Here is a 23773-nt window from a genome sequence, read left to right on the forward strand (position 1 = left end):
ATCATATTGTCTAATGGTGCGATCATTATGTAACATCACGTCGTCACCGGAGGCGAGGAAAGGGATCAAGATGCCGCGCAGGATCGGGCTGAACTGGCTGTTGACTTTATTGGCGCTGCTTGCGGCGCTGCCGCTCGTTCCCGCCGCCGCGAAGGAGGCGAAAGTGCAGCCGGTCGAACATTATGTCTTCGGCAAGCTCGGCACGCAGACGCCGGGGCCGGTGTCGGGCGGCCTGCTGCTGATGGGCGGCGGCGACCGTAATATCGACGCGATGAAATGGTTCTTCGCCAAGGCCGGGAACGGCCATATCGTCGTGATCAGCGCCTCCTACGGCAAGGAGATGGGGCAGGAATTCTTCCACGACGTCGGCGGCATCCAGTCGGCGGAAATCTTCGTATTCCACGATCGTTCGCAATCGACCGATCCGAAAATCCTCGACCGGCTGCGCAAGGCCGACGGCATCTTCATCGCCGGCGGCGACCAGGCGCGCTATGTCCGCTTCTGGCGCGGCACCCCGGTGAACGAGATCCTCGACGCGCATGTCGCGGCGGGCAAGCCGCTTGCAGGCACCAGCGCCGGGCTCGCAATGCAGGGCGAGAAGCTGTACGGCGCGATGGACGGCGGCAGCATCACCAGCGACGCGGCGCTCGCCGACCCGTTCGGCCCCGCGAACACGATCGAGGGCGATTTCCTGCACCTCGCTTTGCTCAAGGGAATCGTCACCGATACCCATTTCAAGGAGCGCGACCGGCTTGGCCGCCTGTTCGCCTTCGTCGCCAAGGCCGAGGCCGATCGCCCGGCCGATGCGCCCGCGATGATCGGGCTCGGGGTCGACGAAAGCGCCGCGCTCGCGGTCGAGCCCGACGGGACCGGGCGCATCTACGCGACCGCGCCCGACGGCTATGCCTGGGTGGTCGACGGGGCGGGGCTGCGCGGCGTGACCGGGCGCGGCCCGCTCGACGCGCCGCGGATCAGGGTCACCGGCGTCGGGCCGGACTCGGTCGTCCATCTGCCGTCGGGGCAGGTCGATCGTCCCATCTTCGTCCGCAATTACGCCGCGCGCGCGGGCGCGATTGCCGAAGTGCCGCGCTGGTCGCTCGCGATTCACGGCGGCGCCGGGGTGATCGAGCGCGGGTCGCTGAGCCCCGAGAAGGAGAAAGCCTATCGCGCCGGTCTCGACGAAGCACTCCGCGCGGGCAGCGCCGTGCTCGACAGGGGCGGCCCGGCGCTCGACGCGGTGGCCGCCGCGGTGCGGGTGCTCGAGGATAATCCGCTGTTCAACGCCGGGCGCGGCGCGGTGTTCACCGCCGACGGCCGTAACGAGCTCGACTCCGCGATCATGGACGGCAAGACGCAAAAGGCGGGCGCGGTGGCGGGGGTCACCCGCACGCGCCATCCCGTCGACCTCGCGCGCGCGGTGATGGACAAGAGCCCGCATGTGATGCTCGCGGGCGCGGGCGCCGACAAATTTTCGGTCGAGCAGGGACTCGAACAGGTCGAACCCGGCTGGTTCCGTACCGAGGAGCGCTGGCAGCAACTGCTCGCGTGGCGCAAACGCCAGCAGGCCGCGGTCGATCCGACCCATTTGTTCGGCACTGTCGGCGCGGTCGCGCTCGACGCCGACGGCAATCTCGCGGCCGCGACCTCGACCGGCGGCATGACCGGCAAGCGCTGGGGCCGCATCGGCGATTCGCCGATCATCGGCGCCGGCACCTATGCCAAGAACGGCCAGTGCGCGGTGTCGGCGACGGGATCGGGCGAATATTTCATTCGCGAGAGCGCGGCGCGGCAGGTCTGCGACCGCGTCGCATGGAAGGGCGAGAGCCTGAAGGACGCGGCGCAGGATACGATCATGGCGGTCGGCGCGATCGGCGGCGACGGCGGGCTGATCGCGATGGGCCCCGACGGGCACCCCGCCTTTGCCATCAACGACCTCGGCATGTATCGTGGCCGGATGAGCGCCGGGGGGTCTCCTGAAACAGCGGTTTTCGCCGACGAGAAGCTGGCCGATTGATGGCGAGCGGCGGTGTCAGTCTCGACGAGATCGACGAGCGGCTGCTCACCCTGCTGCGCGACGATGCCCGCCAGACGATCGCGCAGCTCGCCAAGGAACTCGGCATTTCGCGCGGGCAGATATACTCGCGCCTCGCGCGGCTGGAGGAGGACAAGGTCGTCGCGGGCTACACCGTCCGCCTCGGCCACGCCTTCGCCGCCAGCCGCGTCCGCGCGCACATGATGATCAAGACGCTGCCGCGCTATCACCGCGAGGTCGAACAGGCGCTCGCCGCGCTGCCGCAGGTGCAGGCGATCCACGCGATCAGCGGCGAATATGACATCATCGCGATGCTCGAAGCCGAGGATGGGGGGCAGCTCAACGAACTGATCGACGACGTCGGGCTCCTCGACGGGGTCGAGCGGACCACGACCTCGGTCATATTGGCGACGAAGATCGAGCGATGATGGGAAAAGGGGGCGTGATCCCACAAGATTGACACGCCGTCCTCTCTTCCCCTCATCCGCGCCTTCTCCCGCGTTTGCGGGATATCCTCCAGAACCTCCCTTGCGTCCGACCATCAGCGTCGGATCCGTCATCGACGCCGCTTGCCGGCAATACCCCGCGAAGCCGCGCGGCGTCGCCGTTCGATTGCTCGTGCGCGCACCTTGCCTCCGCCCCCGCCTGTTCTTTGGCCCCCGATGGATTGCTTCTTGCGTCGGCTGGAGAATCATGTTAGAAAAATTACATAAGAAAATATAAGTTCATTTATTATCACAAAGGGAGAGGTCGATGTGGACGAAAGCGGTCTTGTGCGCCCTGCCCTTGATCATGGTTGCGGGTCAGGCTTCGGCGCGGGAAGGCGCGGGCACGCTCATCGCCAACATATCGATTGTCGATGGGACGGGCGCGCCGGCGCGCACCGGCGCCGTCCGCATCGTCGACGGGCGGATCGATTGCGTCGGCGCTTGTCGTGCCGCACCCGGCGACGCGCGTGTCGACGGACATGGCGCAACGCTCGCGCCCGGCTTCATCGACACGCACAGCCATCATGATGAGGGTCTCGCCGAGGCGCGGCAGGCGTCCACGCTGGTGCGGCAGGGCGTCACGACGATCGTCGTCGGACAGGACGGCTTCAGCGCGCTGCCAGTCACGCAGCTGTTCGATCCATTCGGCGCCAGGCCGGCGGCGGTCAATATCGCATCCTATGTCGGCCATGGCAGCGTTCGCGAGGCCGTGATGGGCGCCGACGCCAAGCGCGCCGCCCGCCCGGACGAGATCGAGCGGATGAAGACGCTCGTCGCTCAGGCGATGGACGACGGTGCGATCGGGCTGTCGACCGGCCTGGAATATGAGCCGGCGATCTATTCGACCCACGCGGAAGTGCTGGCGCTGGCGCAGGTCGCGGCGGACCATCACGGGCGGTATATCAGCCACATGCGCAGCGAAGACGTCGGCATCGACGCCGCGATCGACGAACTGCTGACCATCGGCCGGGTGACCGGGATGCCGGTCCAGATTTCCCATTTGAAGATCGCAACGGTCGATCGGTGGGGTGATGCGCCGGCGTTGCTTCGGCGCCTCGACGCCGCGCGCGCCGACGGCATCGACGTGACCGCCGACGTCTATCCCTATGACCGCTGGCAATCGAGCCTCGACGTGCTGCTGCCGGCGCGCGACTTCACCGATCTGAAGGCGGCGCAGTTCGCGCTCGACCATCTCGCGAAACCTGAGGATCTCACGCTCTCGGGCTTTCCGCCCGATCCGTCGCTGGTCGGCAAGACGGTCGCCGATGTCGCCCGAATGCGCGGCATCGCCCCGGCGGAGGCGTTTCTCGCGCTCAATCGCGAGGCGGCCGCCAAGGGGGAGGGCAGCAGCGTGATCGCACGCTCGATGTCGAACGACGACGTCGCCGCGTTCATCGGCTGGGAGCACAGCAATATCTGTTCGGACGGACAACTCTCCGGCCTTCATCCCCGGGGCGCCGGTGCGTTTCCGCGCATCTATTCCTGGCTGGTGCGCGACCGCAAGGCGCTGACGCTGGAGCAGGCCGTCCATAAGATGACGGGTCTGGCCGCAAGCCATATGGGGTTCGCCGATCGCGGCCGCATCGCGCCCGGAATGGCCGCCGACCTCGTCCTGTTCGACCCCGCGACGATTGCCGACGGAGCCAGCTTTGCCGATCCGTCGGCGCCGCCCGTCGGCATCCATGCGGTCTGGGTCAACGGGGTTGCGGTGCTTCGCGACGGCGCTTCCACGGGGGCCTTGCCCGGCCAGATCATCCGCCGCCAACCCCGGCCCACCACCAACTGACAGAGGACCGAATGATCCCACCCCTTCTCCTTTTCCTGGGCGACGCACCCGATATCGGCTGGGCCAAGACCGCATCGGGTCTCGCGCAATGGCGGCCGGAAGACTGCGCGGGGCAGGTCCGGCTCGACGGATGCGGCGTCGATCTGGGCCTTCCCGACATGGACATCGCCGCTGCCAAGGGGGCGGGCGTGCGCACGCTGGTGATCGGAATTGCCAATGACGGCGGCTTCATCGCCGATGCCTGGGTGCCGCACCTCGTCACGGCCCTTCGCGCCGGACTGGATCTTGCGGCGGGGCTGCACGAACGGCTGGCCGATCATCCCGAGATTGCAGCGGCGGCGCGCGAGACGGGGCGATCGCTGCATGATCTGCGCCGCCCGGACCGCGTCTTTCGGCCCGGAACCGGGAAGAAGCGCACCGGCAAGCGGCTGCTGACCGTCGGGACCGATTGCGCGGTGGGCAAGAAATATACGGCGCTCAGCCTCGAGCGCGAGATGACGCGCCGCGGCATGGCCGCGACCTTCTGCCCGACCGGCCAGACCGGCATCATGATCACCGGCCGCGGCATCGCCATCGATTCGGTGGTCGCGGACTTTATTTCGGGCGCGGCCGAATGGCTGTCGCCGGCGGCAGAGCCGGACCATTGGCATATTATCGAAGGACAGGGCGCGCTGCTGCACCCCGCCTATGCCGGCGTGACGCTGGGGCTGGTCCACGGCAGTCAGCCCGATGCCCTGGTGATCTGTCACGAAGCCGGTCGCGCGGAATTGCAAGGCTATGAAGGCGACTTTGCCTGCCCGTCGCTGCGCGAGGCGCTCGATGTCCATCTGGCGGCCGCCCGCCTCACCAACCCGGCGGTGCGGGGCGCGGGTGTCGGCCTGAACACGTCGCGGCTGGACGAGGCCGCGGCGCGCGATGCCCTGAAACGCGCCGAGGACGAGACGGGTCTGCCTGCCTGCGATCCCCTTCGCTGGGGGGCAAGCGCGATCGTCGATCAACTGGCGGGGGACCATTGGGGATGATTTGACCGTGGCACCCAAGCGAGGGAGCGGCGGCAGAGGAAACAAGAAAATATCGGGAGGGTTTATGAACGGTCCGAATAGAATCCTTTGCTCATCGGTCGCCGCGATGTTGGCAACGACCAGCCTATGCACCTCGGGAACCGCGCTGGCGCAGGAGGCGGGTGCCAGGAGCACGGACAACGAGATCATCGTCACCGCGCAGAAGCGCGAACAGAATCTCCAGGACGTGCCGATCAGCGTCCAGGCGCTGGGTGAATCGCGACTGGAAAATGCCCAGGTTGCGAGCTTCGACGATTATCAGAAGCTTTTGCCCAGCGTCAGTTCGCAATCCTATGGCCCCAGCCAGTCGCAGATCATCTTTCGCGGCGTCACCAGCGGCAGCGACGGCTTGCAGACCGGGTCGCTGCCGACGAGCGGCCTGTATATCGACGAAATCCCTGTCACGACCATCTACGGCTCGGTCGATTTCCACGTCTACGATATCGCCCGCATCGAAGCGCTGTCGGGGCCGCAGGGGACGCTGTTCGGCGCCAGTTCGCTGTCGGGCACGCTGCGGATCATCACCAACAAGCCCGATCCGTCCGGCTTTTCGGGGTCGGTCGATGCGCAGGTGAACAAGTTCGGCAAGGGCGATTTCGGTGGTTCGCTCGAGGGCTATCTGAACCTGCCGCTTTCGCCGTTCGCTGCCGTGCGCGTGGTCGGCTTCTACCAGAAGGAGGGCGGCTATATCGACAATATTCCGGGCACCCGCACCTTCACCCTCGACGATGCCGACCCCGATACCAATCTGACCGTCGACAACCACGACCTCGTCAAACAGGATTATAACGACGTCGAAACCTATGGCGGCCGGATCGCGCTGGGGATCGACCTGAACGAGGATTGGACGGTCACTCCGCAGCTCATCTACCAGCATCAGCTCAGCCATGGCGGGTTTCTGTTCGACCCGCGCAAGGGCGATCTGAACGTCACCGATTATTTCCCGTCGCATAATCTCGATCGCTGGTATCAGGCCGCGCTGACGATCCAGGGCAAGATCAGCAATTGGGATCTGGTCTATTCGGGGGGCTATTTCGAACGCAAGATCGACAGCACGTCCGACTATTCCTATTATACCGTCGCCTATGACACCTATGGCTATTACGCCAATTACTTCCCCGACGGGAACGGCGGCTTCCTGGACCCTCAGCAGTCCTTCTACGGGTCCGATCATTATACGAAGCAAACGCACGAGCTGCGCCTCTCGTCGCCGTCGCAGAATCGGTTCAGGCTGACCGCCGGGCTTTTCTATCAGCGCCAGACCGACACGGCGCGGACCAACTACGATATCGCCGGGATCGGCAGCATCCCCACGCCGATCTGGGCGACGCCGTTTCCCGCCAGCACCGGCGACCCGGATTCGATCTTCATGACCCGGGTCTTCCGGGTCGACAAGGATTATGCGGTCTTTGCGCAGGGCGAATATGATATCCGGCCCAACCTCACCCTGTCGGCGGGTGTCCGCGGGTTCCGGGCGAAGAATTCGATCGTCGGCTTCTCGGGCATCGCCACCGGCAGCGCGATCGACAGCTGTGTTCGGCCGTCACCGACACCCGACAAGCTCTGCATCAACATCGACAAGAATACCCGGCAGGACAGCTATACCTACAAGTTCAACCTGAGCTGGAAGCCGACGCCCGACCTGCTCCTTTATGCGACGCTGTCGAGCGGGTTCCGGCCCGGCGGCAACAACCGCCGGCCCAACGTCGATCCGTTCAAGGCCGACAAGCTCTATAATCACGAGATCGGCTGGAAGGCCGAACTCGGACGCTTCACCTTCAACGGCGCCGCCTTTTACCAGAAATGGAAGGACATGCAGTTCGGGCTGGTGCCGCTGAACAACAACGGCATCACCAATATCTACAATGCGGGCGACGCGAATATCTATGGCGTGGAAAGCGATCTGTCCTACCGCGCGAACGGCCTCAGCCTGGTCGCGGCGATCGCTTATATCGACGCGCGACTGGCGACCAATTTCTGCCAGATCGACCCGGTGACGCAGAACATCGTCTGCCTTCCGGGGATTCCCGCGGCGGCGCCCAAGGGAACCCGGCTGCCGGTGCAGCCGCGGGTGAAGGGCAATGTGACCGCGCGCTACGAATTCCCGGCCGGTGCGAACAAGACGGCGTTCGTTCAGGCGTCGATGTTCTTTCAGGACGGCACCCGATCCTTCCTGACCGACGAGGATTTCGCCGCGATCGGATCGACGAAGGGCTTCGCGACCTTCGACCTGTCCGCGGGCATGACGATCGGCGACTGGAAGGTGGAGGCGTTCGTCCAGAATCTGTTCGACCGGCGCGGTCAACTCAGCCTCAACACATATTGCGCGACGACTTTTTGCGGGCCGTATCGGCGCATCTATCCGACCAAGCCGCAATTCTTCGGGCTGAAGATCGGCACCGAATTCTGATCGCAACCGGCGACCCGCCTCGATCGACGGGGCAGGACACGCGCACCTCGAACGTCGCCGCGCGGCGTTCGCCGACGAGCCGCGTCGATCGTCGATGGCGGCATTGAGGGATTTCGAGCATGGTACAGACTCTTGTCGATACCGACGACGAACCGACGCTGCGCCCGCATCTGGGCCTGTGGCACCTGATCGCGGCAGGCGTCGGATCGACGATCGGCTCGGGGATTTTCGTCATCACCGGCACGGCGGCGGCGCAATATGCGGGGCCCGCCATTTCACTCTCCTTCCTTCTCGCCGCGGCGGTCTGCCTGTGCACCGCCTATTGCTACGGCGAACTGGCGGGGCTGCTGCCCAAGTCCGGCGGGGCCTACAGCTATGCGCTCGCCAGTTCGGGGCCGCTGATCGGCTGGACGGTCGGCTGGTGCCTGGTGCTCGAATATCTGGTCGCCTGCTCGACGGTCGCGGTCGGCTGGTCGAGCTATTTCGTCGATCTGGTGGCGAGCGTCGGCGTGCCTGTTCCGCAATGGATCGCGGCCGCCCCGATCAATTTCGATGCGGCAGGGCATCCGGTGGCGACCGGCGCGCTGTTCAACTTGCCCGCGGCGCTGATCGTCGGGCTGGTCACCGCGCTGCTGGTCGTCGGGATCAAGGAAACCAACCGCGCCAATATCGCGATGGTGGTCATCAAGGTGGGGGTGATCCTGCTGGTCGTCGCGTTCGGCGCCGCTTATGTCCGACCAGCGCATTTCATCCCCTATATTCCCGAAAACACCGGCCATTACGGCGAATTTGGGTGGAGCGGCGTGCTGCGCGGGTCGGCGGTGATCTTCTATGCTTTCCTCGGCTTCGACGGGGTCTCGACCAGCGCGCAGGAAAGCCGCAATCCGCAACGCGACATCGGCTGGGGGATCATCGGCGCGCTGGCGGTGTGCACGATCCTGTATGTCGCGATGGCGCTGGTGATGACCGGCATGGCCGATTATCGCACGCTGAACGTCGCCAACCCGGTGTCGGTCGCACTGGCGGCCGCGGGCGGCGATCTCGACTGGCTGCGCTCGCTGGTGAATGTCGGCGTCGTGATCGGCCTCGCTTCGGCGATCCTGATGGGGCTCTACGGCCAAAGCCGCATCCTCTATGTGATGGCGCAGGACCGGATGGTGCCGCCCATCTTTGCCCGCATCTCGCCGCGATTCCGCACCCCGGTGCACGGCACGCTGATCGTCGGCTTCGCCTGCGCGCTGATCGCTGGATTGTTCCCGATCGACATATTGGGCGAACTGGTGTCGATCGGCTCGCTGCTTGCCTTCGCCTTCGTGTGCTGGAGCGTCCTCGTGCTGCGCCGACGCCTTCCCGACGCGCCGCGCCCGTTCCGGGTTCCGCTGTCGCCGCTGCTGCCGGTCATCGGCATATGCAGCACGCTCTATCTGATGGTCAGCCTGCCCGAGGATACATGGATCCGGCTGCTGCTGTGGATGGCGCTGGGGACGGGCTTCTATCTCGCCTATTCGCGCCCCCGGCGGCGGACGGACGGGGGAGGGAACTGATCGGCGGACAGGAATGGGGGTCTGCCCGCCGAAACGCGGATCAGGCGGCCTGTTTCGCCCAGCGCTCGCCCGCCAGTTCCAGTGTCGCCTCAAAGCGGGCCACCGCTTCGTCAGCTTCGGCTTCGCTGAGGTTCAGCGGCGGCAGAAGCCGCACGCAATTGTCGCCACCGCCCGCGACGAGCAGCAGTTTTTCGCGGGCCATCGCCATGAATTCGCGATTGTTGCCGGTCAGCTTGACGCCGATCAGCATCCCCTTGCCGCGCACGTCGACCACGAGCTCCGGGTGGCGCGCCGCCACGTCCTCCAGCCCCGCGCGAAGCCGCGCGGCGGCCGCCACCGTCTGGTCGAGGAAGCCCGGGGCGCTGATCAGGTCGAACGCCTCGTTCGCGACCGCCATGGCGAGCGGATTGCCGCCGAAGGTCGATCCGTGCGCGCCTGCGGTCATGCCGCTGGCCGCATCTTCGGTCGCGACGCAGGCGCCGACGGGAAAGCCGCCGCCCAGCGCCTTGGCGATCGCCATGATATCGGGGGCGGCGTCGTCGAACCATTGATGCGCGAACAGCTTTCCGGTCCGGCCCATGCCCGATTGCACCTCGTCATGGATCAACAGCACGCCCGCTTCCGTGCAGGCGCGGCGGACCGTCTGCAGCCATTCGCCGGACAGCGCGCGCGCGCCGCCTTCGCCCTGCACCGGCTCGACGATGACGGCGGCGGTCGTCGGCGCGGCAATCGCCGCGAGCAGCGCGGGCAGGTCGTCGACCGAAAGCTGGATATGGCCCGGCAGGCGCGGGCCGAAGCCGTCGAGATAAGCGGCATTCCCCGATGCGTTCACCGCCGCATAGCTGCGCCCGTGGAACGATCCGCCAAAGCCGATGACGTCGATCCGCTCCGGCCGGCCTTTGGCCGCGTGATATTTGCGCGCCATCTTCAGCGCGCATTCGATCGCCTCGGTTCCGCTGTTCGCGAAGAAGACGGTGTCGGCAAAGGTGGCGGCGATCAGCTTCTTCGCCAGTTCATCCTGACCGGGCACGCGAAAGACGTTCGAAATATGCCACAATTTTCCGGCTTGCCGCGTCAGCGCATCGACCAGCCGCGGATGGGCGTGGCCCAGCGCGTTGGTCGCGATACCCGCCACACAGTCGAGAAAGCGGCGGCCGTCGTCGGCGACGATCCACGCACCCTCGCCATGGGTGAACACCGGCTCGGCGCGATTATAGACGGGCAGAAGGGGGGATATGGACATGGCTTTCATCCTTGCTCAAGAATTGCATTCGGGGCGGAAAATTGATCGGTGATCCGGGTCGAAAGCGTCTGGATCGAAGTGGGAACCAGCCGCCGGTAATGATCGATGTTGCGCGGGCCGACGCCGTGCTCGGCGCTGAAGCTGCCGCCGTAATGGCGCACGACGATGTCGAAAACGCACGTCCGCACCGCTTCGGCCAGGCCCGTGGGTGCGGCGCCCAGCTGATGCGGCCAGACCAGGTTGAAGTGCAGCCCGCCGTCCCCGATATGGCCGAAATCATGGACCGCGAGGTCGGGCCAGCGCGCGGCGACCTCGGTCAGCAGATGCGCGCGGCATGCCATGATGTCGCCGCGCCGCACGGCGATGTCGCACGCGATGACGCTGCCCCGGCTGCGAATGCCCTCGGTAATGGCGTGGCGGACGGCCCAGTGCCGTCCCCCGCTGTCGACCACCGCGTCGATAACAGGCCCCTCCTCCTGCAGGAAGGGCGCGCACCATTCCGCCAGCGCGGTTTCGAGCGTCGCCGTATCGCACACCGCATTTCCGGACAGTTCGAGCATCGCGACATAGCCGGGCTGGGCATGCGGGAAAGGGGATGCGAGACCAGGGACATGATCCAGCGCGGCCTGGACGGCCGCCATCGACATCCCCTCGAACGCCGTCAGCAGCGTCCCGAAGTGGCTTTCCGCCGACAGGAGCAGATCGACCGCAGATCGCGCGTCGGCCAGCGCCAGCATCGCGGTCACCTGATGCCGGGGCAGGGGGGTGAGCGCGATCGTCGCGCCGGTGACGATCCCCGTCGTTCCGCCCGCGCCGATGAACATCTGTTTGAGGTCGAGGGCGCTGTTGTCCTTCCACAGCGGGCTTCCCAATTGCACGATCTCGCCATCGTTCAGCACCACCTCGATCGCGCGAACGTGCCGGCGCATGTCGCCGTGGAGCAGCAAGCGCGCGCCACCGGTATTGGTCGCGATCATGCCGCCGATCGACGGGTCGGCCCCCAGGTCGATGGGCAGGAACAGGCCGTGGTCGCGTGCCGCCGCGTTGAGTGCCGAGAGACGGACACCCGCACCGACGGTCGCGGTCCGGTTCGCCGCATCGATCTCGATCGCGCCGCCGAGCCCGTCGGTCAGGATCACGACCTGCGATCCGCTGTCGTCGGCGCAGCCTCCGCCGGACAGGCCCGTGCCCGCGCCGCGCGGCACCGCGACCGCGCTGAAGTCTCCGCACAATCGTAGCGCGTCGGCGACGAGCGCGGCCGTGGCCGGACGCACGGCGCACAAGGGCCGGCCGAACGCGCCGCGGCCATCGCGGGCGAGGCCGGCCAGGTCGGGCGGATCGACGATCACATGCTTCGGACCGAGAAGGGCGGTCAGTGCGGCGATCAACGGCTCCATGCGGATCACGCCGCCGCCCGCGTCACGGCGAAGATGCCGGTGGCGTTGCCGCTATCGAACGCCAGATCGATCCGGCCGGTGGCGGGGTCGATGTCGCGGGTGATGAATTCATAGAAGGATCCGGGCACCACGCGCTCGACGATCGCGCCATCGTCGTCGCGAAAGCGCCGCGATACCGGGTCCGCCCGGAAGGCCGTTTGATGGACGCGTCCTGACGCGGAATGTTCCACCGCCTCCTTCACCGGATAGCCCTGCTGCCGGAGCTGCCCTGCCAGCGCGCCGACATCCGCGACGCGGCTCGTCGCATGATTGAAGGCGTTGCCCTCGGTTGCAATCCACGCCGCCTCGGACGAGCCGGCGCGCAGAATGTCATAATCCGCGAGGTGCGGAATATCGTGGGTGCGCGAAAAGGCCCCCACGATCGCGGGGAGCAGTTCGCCGGCCTGTTGGCGCGTCAGCCAGCCCTGCTGGCCCAGAAGGTCGAGCAACGCCCGCGACAGCGGCGACAGCGGGTCGTGGCTCGACCCGAACACCCGGTTCGCGGCATCGACGAAGACGGCGTCGAATTGGTCGACGTGCAATTCGCTGACGAAGAACTGCGGCACCGCGTCGGGGAGGTCGCGATGCCGGAATGCGCGGCCGGTCATCCGGAGCCGGGGCAGGGGGTAATCGGCCGCTGCCTCATAGCCCAGCGGGAGGAGAATGCGGGCAAAGGCATCGATGCCGCCGGGCAACGCGCCGGTTCCGCGGCCGGGAAAGCGGATCGTGCGAAGCGCGCCATGGTCGAGCCATTGCGCCGATCCCTCCGCAGCCTGCTCCTCGATCCAGCGGCGCGCCGTCGGCACCCGGTCATAGAGGTCGGAAAACAGAAGGATATTGAGCGTCATCGCCAGCATTGCGGCCGATATGCGGCCATCGGCCCTGGACCAGTCCACCGCCGCCGGGACGGCGATCCGATCGAGCGCGCGCGCGGCCCGATCGGGGCCGACGATAGCCGCCAGCATCTCTTCCAAATGGTGCGGCCTGATCTGGTTCGTCATGGGTGCCTCGCCGATTGTGGTGCGCCCCCGATGCGGCGCAATCGGGCGAAATTCCATCAATCGATCCGCAGCTATTCATTCGCAGCCGGAATGTAGGTTTCCTTGCTGTCCCTTGGACACGGCCGCCGGTCGCCCGCCGTTATCTGCTACTGAGCCGCCTCAGGACGGCGCGCCGCGGCTGCGGCCGGGGCGGACAAAGCCGGTGAATTCATCATAGAGCGTGCTGACCTGCTCCAGCCGGCGCTCGACGTCATGTCCGCCGCTCTTGCCGACCACATCGTTGATCAGCAGGTTGAGCAGCGCCACCATCGGCACCGACGAATGCCAGAACAGCGCGCCGTCGGCGTCGGCGGTCAAGGTATGGGCGGTCAGGCGCGGCGCCCAGTCGCACAGCGTGTCGGTGATGATGATCAGCGGAATATCGGCCTCGACCGCCTTTTCGGCCAGTTGTCGCGACTGGTTCGAATAGCGGCGTATGTCGATGATGATCAGGCAGCGGCCCTTGGGACGCTCGAGCAGAAGATTGGCGAAATGCCCCGAAGAGCCGTCGATCAGTTCGATGCCGGGGCGGACATATTGCAGATTATGCGCCAGCAGCGCCGCAATTCCCCGTTCGGTCTGGAAACCGACGATCTGGACGCGTTCGGCGGCCGCGATCAGCGCCACCGCATCCTTCCAGACCTTGTTCTGGGACCGTTCGTACACCGCGACCATCAGTTCGATTTCGCGCTCCAGCGTCTTGCGGCGCTTGTCGCTGTCGCTGAAGTCGGACAGAAATTCCTGGAATTCATTTCCTTGCAGCCAGGGCAGGTTCGCGGAGCTGCGCAATTGCTCCTTCAACTCCCGGAAATGCTGGAAACCCAGCATCCGGCAAAAGCGCCCCACCGTCACCGCGCTGACGCCGAGGCGATTGGCGATCGAGGCGGCGGTCTCGAACGGAATGAGGTCGCGATTGTTGAGCAGAAAGAGCGCAATCTGGCGCTCCGCCGCGGTATAAGTCTCGTTTTCCGCTTCCAGGCGCTCGAAAATGTCCGGCATTCCGCTCTCTATTGGAACATTGCTATCGCGATTTCATAAATCTGACGTCATCGAGAAGCAAGCAATCCGCGGGCGGGCAAACGGCGCTACGCTGCGGGGCCGGGCTCCAGAAAGGGCGAAAGGTCGGGTTGCCCGGGCTGGAGCGACGCGGCCTCGGCGCTCGCCACCGGATAGGCGCAATAATCGGCAGCATACCAAGCGCTGGGGCGATGGTTGCCCGACGCCCCGGAGCCGCCGAAGGGCAGGTTCGACGCGGCGCCGTTCGTCGGCCGGTTGCGGTTGACCACCCCCGCGCGCGAGCGGGCGAGGAAGCGATTCCACAGGCCGTCGTCGGCGCTGAGCAGCGACGCCGACAGGCCATAGGCGGTGTCGTTCGCCGCCGCGATCGCGGCATCGAAGTCGGGCACGCGCAGCACTTGCAGAACGGGGCCGAAAATCTCTTCATCGTCGCGCCGCGCCGCGCTCATGTCGACGATCGTCGGGGCCCGGAAAGCCCGGCCCGGCAGCGCGTCCCGGGTGCCGGTGAGGACCCGGCCGCCCTGCGCCGCGAGCCGATCGATTGCCCGATCGACCGACGCCGCGGCCTCGGCCGAGATCAGCGAGCCCATGAAAGGTTGCGGGTCGGCGTCCCAGCGGCCGATCCGCAGCCGTTCGGCAAGCGCGACGGCGGCATCGACGATCGCGCGGCCGTCGTCGTTGTCGGGGACGATCAGCCGCCGCGCGCACGAGCAGCGCTGCCCCGCGGTCAGGAAAGCGGATTGGGCGATGGTCTCCGCCGCGACGTCGGCATCGCCGTCCCACGCGATCAGCGGATTGTTGCCGCCCAGTTCGAGCGCGAGCAGAAAGCCCGCGCGCGCCGCGAAGTGCTGCTGGAAATGCAGGCCCGCGCGTGCGGAGCCGGTGAACAGCAGCCCGTCGATCGCGCAATCGATCAGTGCCGCGCCGGTTTCGCGCCCGCCCTGCACCAGTTCGAGAACGCCCGGCGGCAGCCCGGCATCGCGCCACAGCCCGACCAGCATCTCGCCCACCGCCGGCGTCAGCTCGGACGGCTTGAAGACGATGCAATTGCCGGCGAGCAGGGCGGGGATGATGTGCCCGCTCGGCAGATGCGCCGGAAAGTTGAACGGGCCCAATATGGCGAGCACGCCATGCGGACGATGCCGGAGCGCGCTTTGCCCAAAGGGGGTGGGCGACAGCCGTTCGCCCGCGCGCTCGGCCTGTGCCGCGATCGAGAGATCGACCTTGCCGGCGATGCCTGCCGCCTCGGTCTTCGTCTCCCACAATGGCTTGCCGGTTTCGCGGGAAATCAGCGCGGCGATTTCGTCGGCGCGTTCGCGCGCGAGCGTGGCGAAACGCTTCGCCACGGCAATCCGCGCATCGAGCGGGGTTTCCGCCCAGCCGGGCTGCGCCGCACGGCAGCGGTGAACGGCGGCGGCGCAGGCGGCGGCTTCGTCGGCGGGGCCTTCCCACACCAGGCTGTCGTCGGCCGGGCAGGTGGAGCGGAACGAAACGCTCATGATTGCACTCCTTATCAATATCTGTCACATTTCTTACGTAGATGCCGCGCGATCTTCCAACGAGATTGCGGCAATTGCTTATGAGGAAATGGAATGAACGACCTGCGCCGCCGCCTGCTGCCGCCCGTCGGCGTGCTGCAGAGCTTCGTGATCGCCGCGCGTCACGAAAGCGTATCGCTGGCGGCCCGCGAAACCGGCCTGACGCAGAGCGCCGTCAGTCGCCAGATCGCGCAGTTGGAGGAGATTGTCGGGCAGGCGCTGTTCCACCGGGCGGGGCGGCGCATCGTGCTGACCGAAGCGGGCGCGGCCTATGCCGAAGCGATCGGCCCCGCGATCGACGCAATCCGCCGCGCGACCGGCGAGGCGATGGCGAAACGCCGCGACGGCGAGTTCACCATCGCCACGCTGCCCAGCTTCGGCATGCGCTGGCTGGCGCCGCGCCTGCCGCAATTGACCAGCGCTCATCCCGAAATGGTGGTCAATATGGCCGCGCGGTCGGAGCCGTTCGAACTGGCGGCGAGCGGATTCGACGCCGCGATCCATTATGGCCGGCCCGATTGGGAAAATGTCGCGCACGACCTGCTGTTTCCCGAGGAATCGGTGCCGGTCTGCGCGCCGGCTTTTCTGGCCGACCATGATATCGCCGGCGCGGCGGACCTGATCGGCTGCCCGCTGCTCGGCCAGTCGCTGCGCCAGAGCGCCTGGGAGGAGTGGTTTGCATTGAACGGCGTGACGGGGCCGGTGAAACTGTCGGGCCGGTTCGATCATTTCATGATGCTCGCGCAGGCGGCAGTATCGGGCGGCGGCGTGGCGATGATGCCGCGCTTCCTCGTCGCGCAGGAGCTGGCGAGCGGCGCGCTTGTCGTTCCGGTCGACCGGCCGTTGCAGAGCCGATTGGCCTATTATCTCGTCTATCCGCACGACCGGCTCGGCTATCCGCGATTCCGCCTGCTGCGCGATTGGATCGTGGCGGAAGCGGCCCGGACGCGGTCGGAATCGGCCTGAGCGCGGCGGGTCGGGTGACAGTGGGGCGATGGTCAGGTATGTTATATATTTTACATTGACAAATAATTGAACATTTGATGTCATTAGTGGCCGGTGCAATGCCCGGTTCGATAGACGGTCGCTACAGGAACGCCGATGATGTCCCGCCCCGGCCAGCCGGCCGCACCCTCGCTGCATGTGTTCGCGGAGAATATCCCGCTGCGCGAGCCGTTTCGGATTTCGCGGATCGAATTTCGGCATAGTCAGGTAATGGTCGCGGAAATCGCCGCCGACGGTCATGTCGGGCGCGGCGAATGCGAACCGCACGAAAGCGATCCGGCGCTCCGCGACCAGGCGATGGCCGAGCTGTGGGCGTTATCGGACCATGTCGCGCGCGGGCTGAATCGCGCCGACCTTGCCGCGCTGCCGCTCTCCCGTCCGATCCGCAACGCGCTCGATTGCGCCTTGTGGGATCTCGAGGCGAAACGGCGCGGCACCAGCGTCGCGGCGCTGGCGGGATGTCCGGCGCCGGCGGCCCTGCCGACCGTGTTCACGCTGGGCATCGATGCGCCCGCCGCCATGGCCGAAAAGGCGGCGCGCAGGACGGCGTGGACGCGCCTCAAGATCAAGCTCGGCGGCGAGGAAGCGGCGCTCGACCTGCGGCGGGTCGCGGCGGTGCGGCGCGCGCGCGATGATGCCGAACTGATCGTCGATGCCAACGGCGGCTGGACGATGGAGGGCCTGCGGCACATGGCGCCCGCGCTGGCCGAACTCGGCGTCGCGCTGATCGAACAGCCGCTGCCGCCCGGTCGCGACGGCCCGCTCGCCGATTATGCCAGCCCGGTCCCCCTGTGCGCCGACGAGAGCTGTCTCGACCGCCAGTCGCTGCCGGCGGTGATCGGGCGCTATGCCTATATCAACATCAAGCTCGACAAGACGGGCGGGCTGAGCGAGGCGCTGGCGCTTGCCGATGCGGCGGAGGCGGCGGGGCTTGGCCTCATGGTCGGCTGCATGACGGGCACGTCGCTGGCGATGGCGCCCGCCCATATCGTCGCCCAGCGCGCGCGCTTCGTCGACCTCGATGGCCCCCTGTTGCTGGCCTGGGACCGGACCCCCGCGATGCGGTATGAAGAGGGTCTCGTCCACCCGGCCGAGCCCGCCTTATGGGGATGAACCGGCCGCCGCATCTGCCATTCTAGAAGCGCATCGTCACCGCGACGCCGCCGCCCTTGGTGTCGCCCCAGGGAAAGACCTGGACGCGGTCGCTGGCGCGGCGGGTGATCAGAAAGCCCGACGCCTCGCCGATCGCGGCCCCGACGAGGACGTCGTGGACATGATGTTTCCGGGCTTCGACGCGGCTCAATCCGACGAAGACCGCGACAAGCTGCGCCGGGACGCCGACCTTCCAGCCATAGCGATTCTGCAGCGTCGCCGCCGCGGCGAAGGACATCGAGGTATGACCCGACGGGAAGCTCCTGGTATCGCTGCCGTCGGGGCGCCGTTCGGGAAAAGCTTCCTTGAGGCCATAGGTGACGCCGGCGGCGACGCCGATGCTGCCGCCTGCCTGTAATACCCCGTCCCAGTCGCCCTGGACCGCGGGCACGCCGAAGGCCGCGACGACCAGCGCGTCGCGCGCGATCGACCCCGCGTCGTTCCATCCCTTTTCGCTGGCGTGAGCAGGCGCGGCGCCCGACAGGCCGGTCGCAACCGCCGCGACGATCCACATTTTACGCATGGCAAACTCCCCTCATCGTAGAGGGCCGATGGACCCGAAACGGCAAGCCCCATTTGCCGGGTGCCGGCATATCGCACTTGGGCCACGAAGCAAAGCGGCGCCTGCCTCCGCGCGACGTCGATATTCGCGGTGGCATAACGTGGCATGACAAGGACCGTCCTGCCGGGATCGACAAGCGATTCCCGGCCCTGACGGGCGATGCTGCCGATTGGCGGGCACCTCCCTGCCAAAGTCGTTCCAAGATGCTTGTTTTCGTTTCGCCACGCTGATAGAGGCGCGCCTCGTTGCCGCTTTAGCTCAGTTGGTAGAGCACATCATTCGTAATGATGGGGCCACAGGTTCGAGTCCTGTAAGCCACCACCCCTTCCCCAGGCAAATTCGAGAGGGCCGGCTGCAAGGCCTTTCGCGTGTCGGTGGGCCCCTTCGCGGAGCGCGGCAAAGCCATGCGCTTTCAGGCTTCGCTTGCGAAAGAGCGAGTGACGTGCCTAAGCAGACAGCGGTGACAGCAGGGGAGCCGGGATGTCATATTGCCTCACGGGCGCGGAGCGCATGCGCGCATGACCCGGGCGACGATCAAGGATGTTTCGCGCGTCGCGGGCGTGTCGATCAAGACCGTCTCGCGCGTCCTCAACAAGGAACGCTATGTCAGCGACGACATGCGGCAAAAGGTCGAGGAAGCCGTCGCGCGGCTCAATTATCATCCCAGCCTCGCCGCGCGCACGCTCGCGGGGCGGCGGTCGTTCCAGATCGGGCTGATCCACGACAACCCCAGCCCCTATTATATCTTCAACATGCAGGCCGGGGTCGGACAGCGCTGTCGCGAAGCCGACTTCCGCATGATCGTCCAGCCGTGCGACATTAATTCGCCGGGGCTGGTCGACGACATCGGCGCGCTGATCGATCAGGCGCAGCTCGACGGCATCATCATGACCCCGCCGGTGACCGACGTCGGCACCGCGCTCGCCGAGCTGTTCCGCCGCAGGATTCCCGTCGTTCGCGTCCAGCCGGGGACCGACCTCACCGCGACCTCCGCGGTCTATATCGACAATGTGCAGGCAGCCGACGACATGACCGCCTATCTGATTTCGCTCGGCCATCGCCGTATCGGGCTCGTCACCGGCCATGCCAATTATTTCGCCAGCGGCCAGCGGCTGACCGGCTATCGGCAGGCGCTGCAGCGGGCGGGCATCGGCTTCGATGCGGCGCTCGTCTTTCCCGGCCAGTTCGATTTTCCGTCGGGCGCCGCGGCGGCCGAGGCGCTGCTCGCCCTCGACGAACCGCCGACCGCGATCTTTGCGAGCAGCGACGAAATGGCCGCGGGCGTTCTCGCCGCCGCGCATCGCCGAGGCGTGTCGGTGCCCGGCCAATTGTCGGTCGCGGGCTTCGACGACACCGACCTTGCGCAGGTCGTCTGGCCGGCGCTGACGACGATCCGCCAGCCGATCCGCGACCTCGGCTATGCCGCTGCCGATCTGCTGCTCGAATTCGGCGAACGGATCGAGCGGCGGCAATTGCCGCACGAATTGGTCGTGCGCGGGTCGACGGCGCCGCCGGGCCATTAACCGTCGCCCCCGCGAAGGCGACGGCCTGAAAGTCGCGCTCAGCATCTCTTATCTTCGTCATTCCCGCGAAAGCGGGAACCCAGAGTGGGTTCAGCCGACGCACGCTCTGGGTTCCCGCTTTCGCGGGAATGACGAAGGTGGGGAGGGACAGCTCTCCACCCCATTTCGGCCTCCGATCGCAATTGGCGCCGTGACGGCTGCTAACGACCGGAAGCGGACCTATCTTGCATCGTCATCCCGGACTTGATCCGGGATCCATTCTCTCAGCGCCGGATGAATGGATCCCGGATCAAGTCCGGGATGACGAAAGTTAGGAAGGGGCTGCTCCCACCCCAAAACCGGCATAGTGAAAAAACGTCTGTCCATTCTCATATGACAGCGTTATCTGATCGCAGCACGAAAAGAGATTCGGGGAGAGACGATGGTGGCGCAAATCGCCGATAAACGCCGCTGGCTGCTGGTGGGACTCGTCTTCGTCGCCATCGTCCTCAACTATGTCGACCGCCAGATTCTCGCACTCCTGAAGCCGACCCTCCAGGCCGAATTCGACTGGAGCGACCGCAATTACAGCCACATGGCCTCGGCCTTTCAGTTCGCCGCCGCGCTCGCCTTTCTCGGCACCGGCTGGTTCATCGACAAGGTCGGGCTGCGCCGCGGCTTTGCGATCGGGGTCGGGGTGTGGAGCCTTGCGGGCATGGCGCACGCCTTCGCGACGACCGTCGCGGGCTTCGTCACGTCGCGTGCGGTGCTCGGCGCTGCCGAATCGATCGGCACCCCGGCGGCGGTGAAGACCGCCGCGACCTATTTCAATGCGAAGGAGCGCTCGATCGTTCTCGGCCTCGGCGGCATCGCCCCCAATGTGGGGGCGATCCTGACGCCGTTGCTGATTCCGCTGATGGCGCTGATGTGGGGGTGGCAGTCGACCTTTCTGATCGCGGGCGGGCTCGGGCTCGTCTGGGTCGCGGTGTGGCTGATGGTGCGCATCCCCGAACAGCCCGGCGCCGCCGACGCCGCCGCGACGAAGATCGCATGGGGCAGCCTGCTGCGCGACCGCCGCCAATGGGCGGTAATCCTGGGGAAGGCGCTCACCGATCAGGTCTGGTGGTTCCTGCTCTTCTTCATGCCCGACCTCTTCCACCGCGTCTTCGGGCTGAGTCAGGGAACGCTCGGGCTTCCGGTCGCCTTCGTCTATTTCATGGCGGCGCTTGGCGGCATCACCGGCGGCTTCCTGCCGTCGCTGCTGATGACCCGCGGATGGAGCGTCAACACCGCGCGCAAGACGTCGATGCTGCTCTACGCCTTGCTGATCCTGCCGGTGCCGTTGCTCGTGCACGCCGACAGCGCGTGGGTCGCCGCCGCGATCCTCGGCCTCGGCCTCTTCGCGCATCAGGGGTTCTCGACCAATCTCTTCGGCCTCACCACCGATGTTTTTCCAGCAAAGATCGTCGGCTCGGTGATCGGTATCGGCGCCTTCGCGGGCAATCTGTCGGGCATGGCGATGATCGAGTTCGCGGGCTGGTCGCTCGACACCGGCCGTGGCTACATGCCGATGATGCTCATCTGCGCTTTCACCTATCTCGTCGCGCTCGCCGCAATCCACCTCATCCTGCCGCGCATCGTCGCGGTGGACGAGGAGGAAGATGGCGAGGCGCAGGTGCTGGCGCATTGAAGGTAATTCTCGTCACCCCCGCGAAAGCGGGGACCCAGGGTGGGGTAAGCCGATGCCCGCTCTAGGTCCCCGCTTTCGCGGGGATGACAACGTAAAAGATTAGCTGCACCGTATAGAAACCCGCTTCCCATCCGTTAAACCATGGAGTATATGACAGCGATGTCAGATTATCTGCCCGCTCCCGCCCCCGTGACTCTCGCCGGCCATGAGGTCGCTCCCATCGCATGGGGCATGTGGCGCTTCGCCGGTGCCGACGTCGGCACTGCCCGCGCGCGCATCGACGCGGCGTTCGAGGCGGGGGTGACTCTCTTCGACACCGCCGACATCTACGGCTGCGACACCCCCGGCGGCTTCGGCTCGGCCGAGGCGCTGCTCGGCGAGGTCTTCGCCGAAGCGCCTGCCTTGCGCGACAAGATGCTGCTCGCGACCAAGGGCGGGATCATCCTCGGCGTGCCTTACGACAGCAGCGCGCCCTATCTCGCCTCGGCGATCGACATTTCGCTGAAGCGCCTGCGCACCGACCGTGTCGAACTGTGGCAGATCCACCGCCCCGACCTGCTCACCCATCCGCAGGAAGCGGCGCGCGCGCTCGAGGAAGCGCATCGCGCGGGCAAGATCGGCGCGATCGGCGTCTCGAATTTCACGCCGTCGCAGGCGGCGGCGCTCGCCAAATTTCTGCCGGTTCCGCTGGTCAGCCACCAGAGCGAATTTTCGCCGCTTCACCTGAACCCGCTGTTCGACGGCATCTTCGACCAGTCGATGGCGGAGGGCATGACCTTCCTCGCCTGGTCGCCGCTCGGCGGCGGCCGGCTCGGCGATCCGGCCGACGAACGCGCGCGCGCCATCGCCGCGCTGCTCGACGCCAAGGCCGCCGAATATGACGTCTCGCGCGCCGCCGCGACCTATAGCTGGGTGATGGCGCATCCCGCCCGCCCGATCCCGATCGTCGGCACCCAAAATCCGGGCCGGATCAAGGAAATCCCGCAGGCTTTCGTGCCGCGCTGGACGCGCGCCGAATGGTACGCGGTGCTGCAAACTTCGATGGGGGAGAATCTGCCATGACCGATCGCATGTGCGAAGTGAGCTGGTTTTCGGCGCTTTGCGACGACGACTATGAATTTCTCGGCGTCCCCGACCCGATGCTCAAATCGAGCTGGGAGCATTGCCGCGACATCGTGATGCAGGCGGACAGTTTGGGATTCGACAATATCCTGCTCCCATCGGGCTATGCGCTCGGCATCGACACCACCGCCTTCGCCGCGGCGATCGCGACGATGGTCAAGCGCATCCGCCTGCTGATGGCGGTGCGCATCGGCGAAAGCTGGCCGCCGCAGCTTGCGCGCCAGATCGCTACGATCGACCGTATCCTGGGCGGCCGGTTGACGGTCAACATCATCTCGTCGGACATGCCGGGCGAGACGATGGAGTCCGAACCGCGCTATCGCCGCACGGTCGAGGCGATGCATATCCTGAAGACGCTGCTCAATGGCGAGGCGCTCGACCATGACGGCGAGTTCTGGAAGCTGAAGCTCGATCCGCCGCGCATCGGCATGGTGTCGGGCAAGGCGCCGCCGCTCTATTTCGGCGGGCTTTCCCCCGCCGCGCGCGACGCCGCCGCGAAAGGCTGCGACGTCTTCCTGATGTGGCCCGACCGCGAGGAGGTGGTGAAGGAGATCATCGCCGACATGACCGCGCGCGCCGCCGCTTATGGCCGCACGCTCAAGTTCGGCTATCGCGCGCACATGATCGTCCGCGACACCGAGGCCGAGGCGCGCACCGCCGCCGACCGCCTGCTCTCGAAGCTCGACGCCGCCAAGGGCGCTGCGATCAAGGCCAAGTCGCTCGATTCGCAGTCGTTCGGCGTCAACGCGCAGGTCGCCTTGCGCGAGGCCGCATCCGACGACGGCTATGTCGAGGATAATCTGTGGACCGGCGTCGGCCGCGCCCGCTCGGGCTGCGGCGCCGCGATTGTCGGCGATCCCGATCAGGTGCTCGCGAAGCTCGCCCGCTATCAGGACATGGGCATCGAGGCGTTCATTTTGTCAGGCTACCCCCACGCGGCGGAGGCCGATCTCTTCGCCCGCCACGTCCTGCCGAAGATGACGCACGGGCCGCTGGCGCTCTGAAACTTCGTCATTGCGAGCGAAGCGAAGCAATCCAGAGCGGTTTACGCTGACTCTGGATTGCTTCGCTTCGCTCGCAATGACGATGAAGGGGATGCCCCGCCTCCTCGATGAGACGTAGGAGAGAGGGAGACGGGGCGAGCG

At 66.4% G+C, this 23773-nt stretch carries 18 protein-coding genes and 1 tRNA gene; 13 read left to right on the forward strand and 6 right to left on the reverse strand.

The annotated features are described in order from the left end of the window. Positions 1-70: 70 nt before the first annotated feature. The 6 genes from NP825_RS23550 to NP825_RS02735 all read left to right on the forward strand — a co-directional run bounded on the left by NP825_RS23550 (position 71) and on the right by NP825_RS02735 (position 9321). Complete coding sequence (locus tag NP825_RS23550; RefSeq protein WP_306998141.1) at positions 71-2014, forward strand: isoaspartyl peptidase/L-asparaginase; 1944 nt, start codon at positions 71-73, stop codon at positions 2012-2014. Then, entirely contained in the window at positions 2014-2460 is a 447-nt protein-coding gene (locus NP825_RS02715; protein ID WP_257548175.1) for an Lrp/AsnC family transcriptional regulator, read from the forward strand. Before NP825_RS23550 ends, NP825_RS02715 begins: the two co-directional genes overlap by 1 nt. A gap of 325 nt (positions 2461-2785) precedes the next feature. Further along, a complete protein-coding gene (locus NP825_RS02720; protein WP_257548177.1) occupies positions 2786-4306 on the forward strand; it encodes an amidohydrolase family protein in 1521 nt (506 codons plus the stop codon). A gap of 11 nt (positions 4307-4317) precedes the next feature. Further along, the gene (locus tag NP825_RS02725; RefSeq protein ID WP_257548179.1) at positions 4318-5328 is read left to right on the forward strand and encodes a DUF1611 domain-containing protein; all 1011 of its coding nucleotides are present in this window, start codon (positions 4318-4320) and stop codon (positions 5326-5328) included. 106 nt (positions 5329-5434) lie between these two features. Beyond that, entirely contained in the window at positions 5435-7777 is a 2343-nt protein-coding gene (locus NP825_RS02730; protein WP_257548181.1) for a TonB-dependent receptor, read from the forward strand. 119 nt (positions 7778-7896) lie between these two features. Then, a complete protein-coding gene (locus tag NP825_RS02735; RefSeq protein ID WP_257548183.1) occupies positions 7897-9321 on the forward strand; it encodes an amino acid permease in 1425 nt (474 codons plus the stop codon). 40 nt (positions 9322-9361) lie between these two features. On the opposite strand, the gene NP825_RS02740 is transcribed toward NP825_RS02735, so the two are convergent. The 5 genes from NP825_RS02740 to astD form a co-directional block, all read right to left on the reverse strand. Beyond that, positions 9362-10564 (reverse strand): aspartate aminotransferase family protein, encoded by a 1203-nt coding sequence (locus NP825_RS02740; RefSeq protein ID WP_257548185.1) that lies wholly within the window; start codon positions 10562-10564, stop codon positions 9362-9364. 5 nt (positions 10565-10569) lie between these two features. After that, a complete protein-coding gene (locus NP825_RS02745) occupies positions 10570-11961 on the reverse strand; it encodes an FAD-binding oxidoreductase (protein ID WP_257551264.1) in 1392 nt (463 codons plus the stop codon). Positions 11962-11966: 5 nt separating this feature from the next. Further along, positions 11967-13001: a 2-oxoadipate dioxygenase/decarboxylase family protein gene (locus NP825_RS02750; protein WP_257548187.1), complete on the reverse strand. Its 1035-nt coding sequence runs from the start codon at positions 12999-13001 to the stop codon at positions 11967-11969. A 159-nt stretch (positions 13002-13160) separates the two neighbouring features. Further along, positions 13161-14039, reverse strand: coding sequence for a MurR/RpiR family transcriptional regulator (locus tag NP825_RS02755; RefSeq protein ID WP_257548189.1), 879 nt, complete (start codon positions 14037-14039; stop codon positions 13161-13163). Between the two features lie 86 nt (positions 14040-14125). Beyond that, positions 14126-15556: a succinylglutamate-semialdehyde dehydrogenase gene (gene astD / locus NP825_RS02760; RefSeq protein WP_257548190.1), complete on the reverse strand. Its 1431-nt coding sequence runs from the start codon at positions 15554-15556 to the stop codon at positions 14126-14128. Positions 15557-15649: 93 nt separating this feature from the next. On the opposite strand from astD, the gene NP825_RS02765 reads away from it, so the two are divergent. Together NP825_RS02765 and dgcA are read left to right on the forward strand one after the other, a co-directional pair. Continuing rightward, positions 15650-16561 carry a LysR substrate-binding domain-containing protein gene (locus NP825_RS02765; RefSeq protein WP_257548191.1) on the forward strand — a complete coding sequence of 304 codons (912 nt, stop codon included), beginning with the start codon at positions 15650-15652 and terminating at the stop codon, positions 16559-16561. 135 nt (positions 16562-16696) lie between these two features. Then, a complete protein-coding gene (gene dgcA, locus NP825_RS02770) occupies positions 16697-17713 on the forward strand; it encodes an N-acetyl-D-Glu racemase DgcA (RefSeq protein WP_257548192.1) in 1017 nt (338 codons plus the stop codon). Between the two features lie 22 nt (positions 17714-17735). Here the strand turns inward: dgcA and NP825_RS02775 are convergent, their stop codons facing one another. Then, positions 17736-18275, reverse strand: a complete 540-nt coding sequence (locus NP825_RS02775) for a phosphatase PAP2 family protein (RefSeq protein WP_257548193.1) — start codon at positions 18273-18275, stop codon at positions 17736-17738. Between the two features lie 289 nt (positions 18276-18564). Here NP825_RS02775 and NP825_RS02780 point away from each other — a divergent pair. From NP825_RS02780 to NP825_RS02800, 5 genes are all read left to right on the forward strand, one after another. Then, a tRNA-Thr gene (locus NP825_RS02780) sits at positions 18565-18635 on the forward strand. Between the two features lie 197 nt (positions 18636-18832). Then, positions 18833-19837, forward strand: a complete 1005-nt coding sequence (locus tag NP825_RS02785) for a LacI family DNA-binding transcriptional regulator (protein ID WP_257548194.1) — start codon at positions 18833-18835, stop codon at positions 19835-19837. Between the two features lie 421 nt (positions 19838-20258). Next, positions 20259-21506: an MFS transporter gene (locus NP825_RS02790; RefSeq protein WP_257548195.1), complete on the forward strand. Its 1248-nt coding sequence runs from the start codon at positions 20259-20261 to the stop codon at positions 21504-21506. Positions 21507-21665: 159 nt separating this feature from the next. Next, complete coding sequence (locus NP825_RS02795) at positions 21666-22568, forward strand: aldo/keto reductase family oxidoreductase (protein ID WP_374046557.1); 903 nt, start codon at positions 21666-21668, stop codon at positions 22566-22568. Then, on the forward strand, positions 22565-23632 hold the full coding sequence (locus tag NP825_RS02800) for an LLM class flavin-dependent oxidoreductase (RefSeq protein ID WP_257548198.1): 1068 nt from the start codon (positions 22565-22567) through the stop codon (positions 23630-23632). The genes NP825_RS02795 and NP825_RS02800 overlap by 4 nt, the downstream gene beginning before the upstream one ends. Positions 23633-23773: the final 141 nt, after the last annotated feature.

Origin of the sequence: Sphingopyxis sp. DBS4 (assembly GCF_024628865.1) — a bacterium.
GTDB lineage: Bacteria > Pseudomonadota > Alphaproteobacteria > Sphingomonadales > Sphingomonadaceae > Sphingopyxis.

Bases quoted from the DNA above. Each gene is read 5' to 3' on its own strand.
- NP825_RS23550 (WP_306998141.1), top strand. From the start codon at position 71: ATGCCGCGCAGGATCGGGCTGAACTGGCTGTTGACTTTATTGGCGCTG.
- NP825_RS02715 (WP_257548175.1), top strand. From the start codon at position 2,014: ATGGCGAGCGGCGGTGTCAGTCTCGACGAGATCGACGAGCGGCTGCTC.
- NP825_RS02720 (WP_257548177.1), top strand. From the start codon at position 2,786: ATGTGGACGAAAGCGGTCTTGTGCGCCCTGCCCTTGATCATGGTTGCG.
- NP825_RS02725 (WP_257548179.1), top strand. From the start codon at position 4,318: ATGATCCCACCCCTTCTCCTTTTCCTGGGCGACGCACCCGATATCGGC.
- NP825_RS02730 (WP_257548181.1), top strand. From the start codon at position 5,435: ATGTTGGCAACGACCAGCCTATGCACCTCGGGAACCGCGCTGGCGCAG.
- NP825_RS02735 (WP_257548183.1), top strand. From the start codon at position 7,897: ATGGTACAGACTCTTGTCGATACCGACGACGAACCGACGCTGCGCCCG.
- NP825_RS02740 (WP_257548185.1), bottom strand. From the start codon at position 10,564: ATGTCCATATCCCCCCTTCTGCCCGTCTATAATCGCGCCGAGCCGGTG.
- NP825_RS02745 (WP_257551264.1), bottom strand. From the start codon at position 11,961: ATGGAGCCGTTGATCGCCGCACTGACCGCCCTTCTCGGTCCGAAGCAT.
- NP825_RS02750 (WP_257548187.1), bottom strand. From the start codon at position 13,001: ATGACGAACCAGATCAGGCCGCACCATTTGGAAGAGATGCTGGCGGCT.
- NP825_RS02755 (WP_257548189.1), bottom strand. From the start codon at position 14,039: ATGCCGGACATTTTCGAGCGCCTGGAAGCGGAAAACGAGACTTATACC.
- astD (WP_257548190.1), bottom strand. From the start codon at position 15,556: ATGAGCGTTTCGTTCCGCTCCACCTGCCCGGCCGACGACAGCCTGGTG.
- NP825_RS02765 (WP_257548191.1), top strand. From the start codon at position 15,650: ATGAACGACCTGCGCCGCCGCCTGCTGCCGCCCGTCGGCGTGCTGCAG.
- dgcA (WP_257548192.1), top strand. From the start codon at position 16,697: ATGATGTCCCGCCCCGGCCAGCCGGCCGCACCCTCGCTGCATGTGTTC.
- NP825_RS02775 (WP_257548193.1), bottom strand. From the start codon at position 18,275: ATGCGTAAAATGTGGATCGTCGCGGCGGTTGCGACCGGCCTGTCGGGC.
- NP825_RS02785 (WP_257548194.1), top strand. From the start codon at position 18,833: ATGACCCGGGCGACGATCAAGGATGTTTCGCGCGTCGCGGGCGTGTCG.
- NP825_RS02790 (WP_257548195.1), top strand. From the start codon at position 20,259: ATGGTGGCGCAAATCGCCGATAAACGCCGCTGGCTGCTGGTGGGACTC.
- NP825_RS02795 (WP_374046557.1), top strand. From the start codon at position 21,666: ATGTCAGATTATCTGCCCGCTCCCGCCCCCGTGACTCTCGCCGGCCAT.
- NP825_RS02800 (WP_257548198.1), top strand. From the start codon at position 22,565: ATGACCGATCGCATGTGCGAAGTGAGCTGGTTTTCGGCGCTTTGCGAC.